The 11,404-nt window shown below is 53.5% G+C and carries 12 protein-coding genes; 4 read left to right on the top strand and 8 right to left on the bottom strand.

All coding sequences use genetic code 11. From position 1 onward, the window contains the following. Window positions 1-82: 82 nt before the first annotated feature. Both G6M89_RS09130 and G6M89_RS09135 read right to left on the bottom strand, forming a co-directional pair. Window positions 83-490 carry a hypothetical protein gene (locus tag G6M89_RS09130; protein WP_165161490.1) on the bottom strand — a complete coding sequence of 136 codons (408 nt, stop codon included), beginning with the start codon at window positions 488-490 and terminating at the stop codon, window positions 83-85. 56 nt (window positions 491-546) lie between these two features. Further along, the gene (locus G6M89_RS09135) at window positions 547-1,392 is read right to left on the bottom strand and encodes a hypothetical protein (protein ID WP_165161491.1); all 846 of its coding nucleotides are present in this window, start codon (window positions 1,390-1,392) and stop codon (window positions 547-549) included. A 561-nt stretch (window positions 1,393-1,953) separates the two neighbouring features. On the opposite strand from G6M89_RS09135, the gene G6M89_RS09140 reads away from it, so the two are divergent. Further along, window positions 1,954-2,976, top strand: a complete 1,023-nt coding sequence (locus G6M89_RS09140; RefSeq protein WP_165161492.1) for a site-specific integrase — start codon at window positions 1,954-1,956, stop codon at window positions 2,974-2,976. A gap of 97 nt (window positions 2,977-3,073) precedes the next feature. Here the strand turns inward: G6M89_RS09140 and G6M89_RS09145 are convergent, their stop codons facing one another. The 5 genes from G6M89_RS09145 to G6M89_RS09160 form a co-directional block, all read right to left on the bottom strand. Beyond that, window positions 3,074-3,496 carry a hypothetical protein gene (locus G6M89_RS09145; RefSeq protein WP_165161493.1) on the bottom strand — a complete coding sequence of 141 codons (423 nt, stop codon included), beginning with the start codon at window positions 3,494-3,496 and terminating at the stop codon, window positions 3,074-3,076. Window positions 3,497-3,863: 367 nt separating this feature from the next. Then, window positions 3,864-4,496, bottom strand: a complete 633-nt coding sequence (locus G6M89_RS09150) for a hypothetical protein (protein WP_165161494.1) — start codon at window positions 4,494-4,496, stop codon at window positions 3,864-3,866. Window positions 4,497-4,544: 48 nt separating this feature from the next. Further along, on the bottom strand, window positions 4,545-4,673 hold the full coding sequence (locus tag G6M89_RS22555) for a hypothetical protein (RefSeq protein WP_255488176.1): 129 nt from the start codon (window positions 4,671-4,673) through the stop codon (window positions 4,545-4,547). Continuing rightward, a complete protein-coding gene (locus tag G6M89_RS09155; protein ID WP_165161495.1) occupies window positions 4,666-5,223 on the bottom strand; it encodes a hypothetical protein in 558 nt (185 codons plus the stop codon). The genes G6M89_RS22555 and G6M89_RS09155 overlap by 8 nt, the downstream gene beginning before the upstream one ends. Before the next feature lie 90 nt (window positions 5,224-5,313). Next, window positions 5,314-6,417: a hypothetical protein gene (locus tag G6M89_RS09160; RefSeq protein WP_165161496.1), complete on the bottom strand. Its 1,104-nt coding sequence runs from the start codon at window positions 6,415-6,417 to the stop codon at window positions 5,314-5,316. A 457-nt stretch (window positions 6,418-6,874) separates the two neighbouring features. Between G6M89_RS09160 and G6M89_RS09165 the strand changes: the two genes are divergently transcribed. The 3 genes from G6M89_RS09165 to G6M89_RS09175 all read left to right on the top strand — a co-directional run bounded on the left by G6M89_RS09165 (window position 6,875) and on the right by G6M89_RS09175 (window position 10,484). Further along, window positions 6,875-7,021: a hypothetical protein gene (locus tag G6M89_RS09165; protein ID WP_165161497.1), complete on the top strand. Its 147-nt coding sequence runs from the start codon at window positions 6,875-6,877 to the stop codon at window positions 7,019-7,021. A 364-nt stretch (window positions 7,022-7,385) separates the two neighbouring features. After that, window positions 7,386-7,988 carry a site-specific integrase gene (locus G6M89_RS09170; RefSeq protein WP_165161498.1) on the top strand — a complete coding sequence of 201 codons (603 nt, stop codon included), beginning with the start codon at window positions 7,386-7,388 and terminating at the stop codon, window positions 7,986-7,988. Between the two features lie 1,428 nt (window positions 7,989-9,416). Continuing rightward, window positions 9,417-10,484: a hypothetical protein gene (locus G6M89_RS09175; protein ID WP_165161499.1), complete on the top strand. Its 1,068-nt coding sequence runs from the start codon at window positions 9,417-9,419 to the stop codon at window positions 10,482-10,484. A gap of 21 nt (window positions 10,485-10,505) precedes the next feature. Here the strand turns inward: G6M89_RS09175 and G6M89_RS09180 are convergent, their stop codons facing one another. Beyond that, window positions 10,506-11,297, bottom strand: coding sequence for a DUF4145 domain-containing protein (locus G6M89_RS09180; RefSeq protein ID WP_165161500.1), 792 nt, complete (start codon window positions 11,295-11,297; stop codon window positions 10,506-10,508). Window positions 11,298-11,404 lie beyond the last annotated feature (107 nt).

The raw sequence follows: 11,404 nt of genomic DNA on the forward strand, positions 1-11,404 counted from the left end.
GCGAGTAACTCCCTCTTTGGTGGCCGCGACGCCCCGTGAGTACCACGTGGATGCAACCGACGAACACCCGATATATCGCTGATTACTGGTTCTGCTGATTCTTGCGTCGATAGATGATGCCACCGAGGACGGCAACGGCCACCACACCAAGCAGCGGGCGCAGCGGATCCACGTACGCTGCCAGCCACGACGTGCCAAACACGGCTGCGAGAATCGCATTACAGTGTGGACACGCCACCGCGAAAAACCCGCCTACCGCCCCGCCGTAGGCACACGTATCGCCCGAACATTCCTCGAGTCTCGAGCGCTGAACGACGTACGCCCCGAGCAAAAGCCCCGTCGTCGCAAGCAACCCGTACTCGAGCGGTGTCCGTGGCACCATCCGGTCAAACAGCGGTGTCGGCACTAACCCAGTCACGACGCCAGTAAACAGCACGAACCCACCGGCGACGAGCGCGCCGTTTCGAACGGCCGTTCGATCCCTGAACACGAACGACATTCCCCGCCGAACGGCCAAATCGATTCCGGCTTTCGATACGACAGACCTCACCGCGTTTCGTATTGGACGCTCTCGAGTGGGAACTCCTGGCGCTGTGTCGTCCAGCACCCGAGTTCGCACTCGAGATCCGCTGACGAATCCGTTCGAATAGTGAGCGTCCGACCATCGACTGTCGTGATCTCGACGTGTTTCTGGTGCGTCGTCTCGAACTCGAGCCCCTCGTACTCGTTCTCGAGGCTGCGACCGTAGCCAGCCACCGCCAGCCCAACGAGTGCACTGGCGACGAGTCCTGCCGCGAGGACGCTGCCCGAAAGCAGTAACCAGCCGAACGAGACGACCGCAATCACTGCACTTGCGCCGCCCGCGAGTCCCAACCGCTGTCGATCCGCCTCGAGGTCAAGTTCGAAGTCGAACGCCTCGTCGAGCGATAGTGTCGTCACAGGCTCCGCTTCCGATAGTGACTCGAGCGGCTGAGTCCGGTCAAACGCCTCGAACCCAGCCCCTTGCCTGAATGCGAGGGCCGCAGCGGTCGTCCCGGCAATGGCTGCCACTGACAGCCCGAGCGCGAATATCCCCGCGGTACCAGCCAGCGCCGCGACGAGAGTAATTCCAAGCACCGACAGTACTGCGATCGCTACGCCAACCGCCGTCACAATCCGATCGTCCACCCCACGAACCGATGATGTCGCTCGCCGAGTGCTCTGGATCGACGTTATATACTCCTGTTTGACGTCGACGAACGCCCCTTCGTCACCACAACCAAGTAGTCGCCGATCCGTCACGCCAATCGTCATCGCCGCCCGTTCGGACTCCGTTTCAACCTGCCCCTCATACACCGCGTTCAACGATTCGTTCGGCACCAGATGCGCCCGCAGCGTCTGCGTCGCTGTCATACCTCGAGTGGCACCATCATCTATCAAAGTAAACAACGTCATTACCACTGCGTTGCCCATCTGTGTGGGACGCCAGTCTGTTCTCCCCCTCGAGTCGATTCCTTCTCGTCAGTCGGTCACACGCGCCGTCTCGCTGGCGGTCCGCCGTTCCGTTTCCTTGTTGGGATCGGTTAGCCAGTCTGTACTCGGGTGAGGTCTATTCGATCAAGTGCCACTGACAAACTTGTGGGTTGGCACTCGAGAAATGGGGTGGGGCAGATTTGAACCACGGTCGTTCCGCTTCGCTCCACTCCCTGATTCAAATCTGCCCACCATCACAATGCTGTCGCTCGCGAATGTGCTCGCGACAGAAGTAGTGGGTTGGGGCAGATTTGAACTGCCGGGAGACGTGCTCACTGCGTTGCGCGCGACTCCCGTAGTTCGCACTCGCTCCGCTCGTGCTCACTGCCGACTTCCGGGGCCTGTCGGTGTCGATCAGAGCCACAGTAAAACCGACTCTGGCTCGGTTCCCCGCCCAACGGGTAATGTTGGTTCTGACGTGTCACGATCTCGAGTGACACCATGCAAGACGATCCAGTTAGTCCCGAGACAGCAGTTGATGAGTTTCTTGAAACGAGAGCGCCTGAGGTTAGTGATGCGACGATACAGAACCTCCGCTACCGACTGAAGCAGTTCCGTCTATGGGCGGACGATGTCGGACTCGAAGATATGCGTGAGCTCAATGGGAAACAGTGCGAGCAATTCAAGTTGACTCGATCGAGCTCTGGGTTAGCGCCGATCACAATGCGCCACCACATGAGAACGTTTCGCCAGTTCGTGCGGTGGTGTGGAGTTGTCGGCTACTGCGACAAGAGTCTCCACGAACTCGTCCGTGTCCCTTCCGTCAAAAAGGCGGATCGTCGTCGTGACGATGCTCTCTCTTACGAGAGAGCTAATCGAATCAAGTCCTATCTCAACGAACTCGAGTACTGCACCCGCCAGCACATCATCTTTGGGATACTCTGGCACACTGGGATGCGAACTGGGAGTGCTCGAGCACTTGACGTCGATGATATCGAATACGCGAACGATGGAACGATGTATCTGAGAGTACGACACCGGCCTGGAACTGACACACCACTCAAGCTTGGATCTGAGGGTGAGCGTAACGTCACTATCGGTGATCCAGAGCTTGCGTCCGCGATCGATGACTGGATCCAACATAAGCGTCCTTCTGTCGAAGACGAGTATGGGAGAGATCCCCTCTTGGCAACTGAGGAGGGACGTGTTTCGACATCGACACTCCGAATCGATGTCTATCGGGCAACACAACCCTGCATGATCGACGACTGCCCACACGGACAGGATCCAGAAGAGTGCGATCATGTCGGATACGTAGAGCCAGGAGGATGTCCATCAGCTGTCGGCCCACACGCCATCCGGCGGAGTGCGATCACAGCAACTCTCAATGAGGGAGTGCCGAAAGAGATAGTCTCCGAACGAGTCAACGTTAATGTTGATACCCTCACAGAACACTATGATGTTCGATCTGAAGAACAAGCGCGTACTACCCGTCAACAGTATATTGATGATCTGAGGTTCTGATTGAAGACTCCTGTCTGCTTTTATCACCACACCATATTTTCATACAAATACTGATACAACTGCTACTGAAAGAGGTATTCACTTTCTATGTCTTTAATCACAATTTGTTATCGGTTAGTAGATCATTATTGCCGTCTAGCTCATTTGGATCTATCAACTCGAGAAGCCTACTTCGAAGGCTCGCCACTTCCTGTTTCAAACGTCGATTTTCCTCCTTGATGGTGTTGATGTTTTCTACATCCTCAGGATCTATACCACCTTGCTCGAAGAAATAATCGAGCGTGTCCTGTTGTTCGTCTGAAACACCTGAGATAGGTGGGGCTTCCTCGTGGAGAAAGACGCGAAGAGGTTCGAGATCTCCTTCTTCGACAGTACTCGTTTCATTATCACTCGTGATCTCTCGTAGAGTCATCCGGATATGGTGGATGTCTTGAGCGTTCCCTGCAGCTAGTTTGTACAGCTCTCGCAACCTTTCCTCGTTGATATCGTTCATCGAAACCTCAGTTTCGTTATCAGACATACCAACTGGTTCTCTCTACTGATGCATAAAAATTCCTTTTCAAAACATATGAAGTTAGATACTGTAAGAATTAAGTTCTTCACCTGCATATACATACTCATGGAAATCTGTTTCAGAAAGAAAGTTTGATATGCACCCACTCGTGAGTTACCAATGTCGATTCCCCAGGGTTTCCCTGGGGGATCGCAATTGGGGGAACATCAGAGTCCCACTCTGAATTCATTCAATTCCACCTATTCCCCTTTCTACAACATCAAACTACAGTCGTATATGACGCCATATTCTGGACAGCGAAGCTTGCAGTGCTGTTCGATCAGCGAACGATCACAGACGAAGCACGTCCGTTCTTGAGTTCGTGCATCTCTCATCAGTACCAGACGATCTCAGGTTCCTCGTCTTCGTCGATATCGGCTGTCGGCTTCGGCATCGGCTCGAGATCGTCGACGGGAAGGCAGTAGTTCTCGTGATCTCCTGCGTAGGCCTCCTTCACGCCGGCCTCCTCGAGGAAGTCCATCGTCCACTTCCACCCACGGATCCGAACTTCGGACATATCCTCGCTGACGTAGGCGCTGACAAGGACTGGTGGGACGTCACGCTCGTCGAAATGGTGTTTCGCGTACAGTAGTTCCACATCGAAGGGGACGTCGTCCTGATCAACCGTCGAGGACTTCACATCGAAGTCGTGGACATCACCGTCGATTTCCAGGCTCCCGTCAGAACCATCGTCACCATCGGCGCCGACGTAGGTGTCGAACTCACACTCTTCGTACAACAGGGCCATCACGAGCTCGACAGCGACGCCTCGCTCCATCGACGGGAGTGAGGCGCCCCAGTCTTCGTTCCGAGTCTCACCCGACTCGTACGAGCCGTGACGACGCTGAGCCCACTCTTTCGCCCACTCGATTTCCTCGTCATCGAGCTCGTACAGGAGTTGCTGGCCATCCTTGAGCTGATCATAGTTAGAAGTCTCATCGTTCTGGAAGGAATTAGTCAGATCCATCGCGACAGAGAACCGGGAACACCGCGCACCCGGTGGTTCGAAGCTGGACTACGTCTCGAAGTCGACGAACACGACGACGAAGACGAAAACACCCAGGAAGACGCCGGCACCGAGATGGATCTCGGCTCCGAGCGCACCGATCAGTAATCCGAGCAAGTAGATCCCCAGATCACGCATGAACGAGGCCCTCCAGGAGCGCGTTGATCTGTGCAAGACGATCCGTCGTCTTCCACGTCCACGAGTGGCCTCGAGGCGTATTCGTCGGCTTGATCAGGCCTGCGTTCCGTAGGACACCGAGTTCGCGATCTTCGATGTCGAGATCTTCGATATCACTGTACTGCCAGCGAGCCTTCGGGTGGGGAAGAGCGAAGATATCTGTCCCGACAGTGAGGTACGCGTTCACCTCTTCCTCCGACATCGTGACGTCCTCGGGAACGTTCTGCAGGAGGTACGAACACCGCTCAGTCGTCGTCCAGTCCGTCGCACGTCCCATCTCCTTGTCCTCGTCCTCCTCGATCAGGAAGGCGCTGGACATGAAGCGAACGTCGCTGAAGTCGACTTCGTCACGGTGCTTCAGTCGGAAGGTTCCTGTCTTGTCAATCTCCTCTAGGAACTCGCGATACTCAGAGAAGATGTCGAGGTGTTCGATGAACTCGAAGGCGAGTTCTTCGTCAGGGATGTTGCTTCGCAGTTCGAACTCCTCCTCGGAGTCAGTATTATCATACATTGCGACAGTGCGACAGAACAGCGAGAGCCTATCTCACGACTCTCCCTACTGTATCTGTTAGTCCAAGCGAGCCATTAATAAGGGAGTCAGTTAGTCGTCGAGATAATCTCGGCGTGTCTTCTCGATCGCCTTGTAGGCGGAGAGTGAGACGTAGTCGGGACGAGCGCACTTCTGACGACGAGCGATATCTGAGCTCAGGAAGATCTCCTCAATCTCCGACTGATCGAGCTGGAAGTCGAACATATCGGCCACCATCCCCCACCAACAGATCTTCATCAGGAGGGAGAACTCGGCCGAACTTCGATCAGGCATCAGTCGTTCGTTGCCGTCCTCGTCCTTCTTCATCGTCTCCCACTCGCTCCAGACGTCTCGGGAGTCACCGTTCTCGTAGAGTCGAACGAGATCATCATCACCGTACTGGATCATCGCCTCGGCGACGCGCTTCGTCCGACCAGAAAGCGCATCGACTCCATCTCCACGGCCACTGGTGTGACTCTCGTCGTCGAGGCCACCGTCGAGGTACTCACGGCCCTGGACGGACTCACGGAGCTTCTGTTCGTGAACATCGGAGGTATCGCTCTCGGAGTACTTCTCGTCGTTGTACATCCGCTGATAGGCTCCGATCATCCCCGGACACTCGTCGATCTCCTGGGCCGTACCCTTGACGTGGCGTCCCGTGAAGGTGACTCCACGATTTGTATAGAGTTCGAGTGTGTCTTTCTGTTGGTACTCGGAGTCGAGTCCCTTGGAGTCGAAGTAGTAGCCGTGCAGGCCCGTTCCACTTGGACTAACTTCCCAGAAGGTGGAGTCGAGATCCTCGATCATGTTCGCAGCTAGCTCAGTCATCTCTCCACTCTCGGGACCGACACAGTCGTCGATGTCGATCACAGCGAGATCAGGGACGACGTCGGCTGAGAGAGCGAGCATGACACCAGTAAGGCCATCGTCGTGTCCGTGCTTCGCTCGACTCTTCTCAACGGCCTCGAGGGCCTCCTGGAACGTGACGAGCTCGTCCTCGTCCGGATTGGCGCCATCGATCCAGCTAGGATAGAGACTGTGTGGGGAGCACGGGATCTTTCCGCGCTCCTCGTGTTCTACGTACGTGTACCAGCACTCCTTGTCCTCGACGGAGTCGGGGACGATGAAGTGTCCTTCTTCGACGATCTCGTCTTCGAGTCCGTTAATTTCAGCCATTGCAGTCGGAGTGTTGCCAGTTCGAATCGACATTGCGACGTTGCGACAGCGCGACAGCGGGTGTCCGGATCCCAACTCCACCCGTGTAATCATGAGTCTCCGCGAGCCACTTATAGGGGGTGCGAGGTTCCTCGATCACAATTCACTGCTCCTACTCCATCAGCAGTCTGCGCGATAAATACCCCATCTTCACTCACCACTACAGGTTCGGAATGAATAAACTCGTCGCTGAGTTGGCATCTGAATTGACACAACCTGTAAATCCATAGTCGCTATCGTTTTCGAACCCCAGGGGAGGGGGTACCCCTCAACACAGCAACGGATCGCTACCGACGTGGGCGCGAATCGTTACAATCGAATAGCTCGTAGTAGACGTTGCCCTCCTCGCACACAAGGGCGCCTCACACCTACGGTTGCTTCGCTTCCTTCCTCCTCCTCACCTTTCCCCATTCGTCGCATGACTGAGCTCATTACGGCACTACAGTCGCTCGAGTTCTGGACAGGAGTTGGACTCGCGCTTGCGTGTGAAGAGGTTGCGAGATCCGCACTCCGTGCTCGGGCGAAGCAGGGCCTCGATCAGGGCGGAAACGAGCCCGACGACTGAGGGCCGACAGTGATCCCCTGTTTGGGGTATATAAATGAATCCGTCGACTGGGATAATCGCTCAGGCCCGCTGATGCCCTTATAAATGGATCTGAAATCGGGCGATATAGGATGTGGCTCAGTCGGCAGTCTCTCGGCGTTGAATCACTCTCGAAATCAATCTGACTTGTTCTTTCTCCAAGCTGAGTTTCCTTCTGGGCCGACGGAGTCCTCGATCCGGGGCGACTCGAGGACAGCCTCCGTAGCCAAGTTGTACAACAACTCGTGTACGAATCCCGCCAGCACCTGCCGTCCCTTATATACCCTCACTGGTAAAACCGTCTCCACCGGAAGAATAATAGACAAATAGTGCAAACAACTTGTGTATGGTGTCAGTCCAGGAATCCGGTGCCGGACAAACCAGCTGTTGGCTGTCTCGAGACGAGTGCGACGATCTCGCACGCGAAGCCGGCGACGTCGACTGGAAACGCGAAGTCGCGATCGAGCTCATGGCACAGTGCGGACTCCGATCGGATGAGGTTCCTCGAGTCACTCCAGGGGACATCCGATACTCCGACGACGGAGACTGCTGGCTGTTCCGTGTCGAAGGCAAGAACACGGATGGTGGCGAACCGAAGATGCGCGACGCCTGGATGCCAGACGACGTCGAGAGGAACATCTCGAAGTTCGTTCGAGAGCGAGATATCGCCGATGACGAACCGATCGTCGACGTCTCGGCCTCGAGTGTTCGTCGGTGGGTTCGAGAAGCAGCTCAGTCGATCGCTGAGAGGACGGAGTCGGATGGTTGGGAGCACGTCTCGTCGCACGATCTTCGCCGTTCATGGGCAACGTGGCACCTCGTAGAGCGCCAGGATCCCGTCGACGTCCGAACGATGATGGCGATCGGGGGTTGGAGTAGCTACTCTGCGATCGAACCGTATCTCCACGCTCCGACGGAGGGCCGAATCGGCGAAGCGATGTCCATGTAGAGTGAGCTCACTCTCTGAACGGACTCGAGTTTCCACGAAGTGTAGTATGTGGATGTCAGACTCGAGTCGCTCCCGATGGGGATCCCTCTCGCGATCGAGATCGGAGGGTGCTAACTATCAAATTCTAGATAATGAACTCACTTCTATCACTTTCTCGACACAGTCGCATGGCTTCTGGCGAACAGTCTGACTGTCCGAATTGTGAAGATGGAATCGTCCGTCGAGATGGAGGCTGCCCTCTCTGCCTGAGTTGTGGTTGGAGTAAGTGCAGCTGATCTCTCGTCGAATCTGAGGCCCCTCACAGCGTCGCACAGATCGATCTGACGTCACCGAGGGGCCAACCATCCTGTCGCACCTGGATCCGCTGAGAACGCAAGCTGTTGCCTTCTCTGTGGGACAACGATCTCTTTCGAGATCGACGTCGTCACAGTACGTAGAACAGAGTGTCCTCTCAGAGCCACAGGAGGCGCGCTGAGAGCTTCCGTGATGGTGGGACGATGCTTCCCTCTCGCCGGCCACGGAACGCTGTCAGTGACGAAGCCAGCACCCTCAGAATCGATTTCTACACCTGGGGGATCCCCTCCAGTGCCGACTCGAGGCCGATCGAGACTCTCATAGCTCCCTGACTTTCCGCCAGAGACAAGTGCATCAAGGCCATATTCCCGCTGTAGCGGTGCTGAGGAGGCGAGGGGGAGTCTGTTTGTAGTGTACTGTTGTTACATCGAACCAGACAGCTGTAGTGTCACAATGTACTACGTTCTGTTTGTACAATACATAGTTATGTTACTAATGTACAGCAGTATACTCCTCTCCAACAGGGCTACTGTTCTCTACGACTGGGGTTTCCACGAAAGTGTGTAGTGTAGTGGTGGTTGTTCGTAGAAGAAGGCGGGGTACTGTCGAATACTACAGGGTTGGTGGTGGACAAGCTCTGTCTGTTCGAAGGGGAACGACGCCGGCGCACTCATCGTCTCTCCCGACGTCGTCTCCCTCGAGATCGATCGAGCTCACTCTCTCGAGGCCTACTCGAGTGGCTGTCTAATTTTTCTGACTAAACTAAATCTGCTTATGTATTGGGGATTGGTATCTTCGGCCTCGATCGGCTGCCTGATTCAGCCAGGCGTCTGCCACACTCATCCCTGAGTCAGGCCTGTTATCGGCCAGTACAGATCCTCGACGTCTCCTCGAGTTTGCAGTCCTTCGGTACTGACACGTCCTCGAGTCGAGAGCACCCTAACACAATACACACCCGTGGCAACTCCACAGTCCGTACCCACTCTGTACCGGTGGGGCCAAAATTTGGACGCCGGCCTAAGTATATAGACGAGTGCGGAACCGACACAGGACTGAGGCCGGAAAATGAGAGAGGTTTTCCTAGTAGATTTTCGAATGGATTTATTACACCATAGAAGAATCGATTGGTAATTGATGTTCGAATGGGAGAAGAGTGTTGTTCCGGACATATTCTGGCAGGATGGGAGAGGAAAATACTATTGGACTGTGTCGAGAGCGATTGGAATTGGCACCCTCATTCTCTCATTTTACGTTCTGCATTCCCTCCTCATCGAAAAATTGCCATTTCTTACTCCATGGGGAGCACGTGAACAATTACTAGCTACGAGTATTTTCTCGTCTGCGCTGCTAACCTTTGCTCTGATTATTGTCTATAGGAGTATGGGAGAAACCCAACGACTGCAGAAGGATACATTGGAGAACCAAGAAGAGTTGTTGGGAAAGTTAGTTGATGTCTATAGGGATGTTGGGGAAACTCAAGAGACACAAGCAAATACCTTAGCGAATCAGGAAGAACGGTTGAGGAATCTGGTTGATGTTTATAGCGAAGTGGGAGAGACGCAAGAGTTGCAAAAAGACACGCTTGAGGCTCAAGAAGAGCTGCTGAAAATATCGAAACGCCCTTGGGTTGAACCGGTTGGCTTCGATTTCAGTAGAGATGAGCGCGATGTACTACTGGTATCCAATTATGGCTCCGATGTAGCTGTCTCGCTTGGAATTGTGATTAAGATCCAATTCCCGGAAACTGATGAGCTAAAACCGGGAATATGTGTGAACCCTACGAGCAAAGTTGATTTTGCTGAAGTTGAACGTCGAGATCGATCGATCCCCCCAGGAAGAGAAGAAGTAGGATTTGAAGCAAAAGGTTGTTTGGGTTTTGTAGAAAATGGAGAGCGAGTTACTAAGCCAATCATCCATGGATTGGTGCAGTTGCAAAGGGCTGGAATAGATGCTTGTCAGTATCAAATATATTTGCGCTATCATAACCTATTGGGCGAAATGGGTTTGACAAAAGTAACGCCTCCAAGGCATTTGCCGATTGATATGAGTGAAACACCCCGGACTTCATCTATCAGGCATATGCAAAAAAGGAGTGTATTACTTGACACTCATGGCACGGATGTTGAATTCGAAGAGTTAGAGCTGGAAGAGTTGGTTGAGTCAGGTTCTGATGCGAAATTCGAACCTTCAATAATTGACTGAACTAAAGAAAATCTCATTATCCTATAAACCTCGGCCCCGGATATAGTCCTCAGTGTCGTTTAGTAAACGACGAACTTTGTGCTCGTTCGGTTCCGATTGGTTCGCATGGGCACAGTCGTTACGGATAGTCGACAGCGTCTGCAGTGCATTGAGCGTCGTTTTATCGATCTCGTCAGCTTTATACAGGACATCTGCAAGCGATGCAATTCCGTCATCATGACTAAATTCAAGATTAGATTCAGACTCTTGGCACAGAGTCAATAAATGACGTTCAAGCGCAACGCCCGCTGTTACACCGCTAGCACGGAGGAGTCCTTCCTCAAACAACTGCCACGCTCTCTGTACCTCATCTTTCGCTACGGATTTCGAGATCTGTTCCTTGGCTTTGAGTCGTTCTCCGGCTATTTTTCTAGGGATAGCATTCACCATTCCTTTCTGAGTGACAAAAGCATCGTGAGCAGTGCTATATGCATCTAAGGATTCCGAAGAGTTGGGCGGGGAGCTCAGGGTTACCTTCTCGTAAAATACGTCTCTAAGATGATCGAATTCAGCAAGATCAGATTCCATATATTCAGAGATTAGAACTCGTCCACCGGCATACCATTCTTGGTACCCCTCCAGAATCCGTCGTTGAACCCTTTTTGTACTAGTGCCTGGAGTTTTCCATGAGTGAGTAGCACTAAGTACATCTTGGTTGAATTCAGTTTCAACTTCCACATCTCGAAAAAAGGCCTCAGTATTTTCGATTATTTCCACCGCGATATTATCGAGATCGGAAATGTACTCCTCTACTTCCCCTTCTGAAACAGCCATTACGATGTGATACTTATCGAATCAATATGTTTCTGACGGTGATGACTCGAACCTATCTACACAGATTTGCTTCTCCAAGGATGTACTTTCATTAGGTGGTACTGAGA

It is taken from the genome of Natronolimnobius sp. AArcel1 (assembly GCF_011043775.1).
In the GTDB taxonomy this organism is placed as follows: Archaea; Halobacteriota; Halobacteria; order Halobacteriales; family Natrialbaceae; genus Natronolimnobius.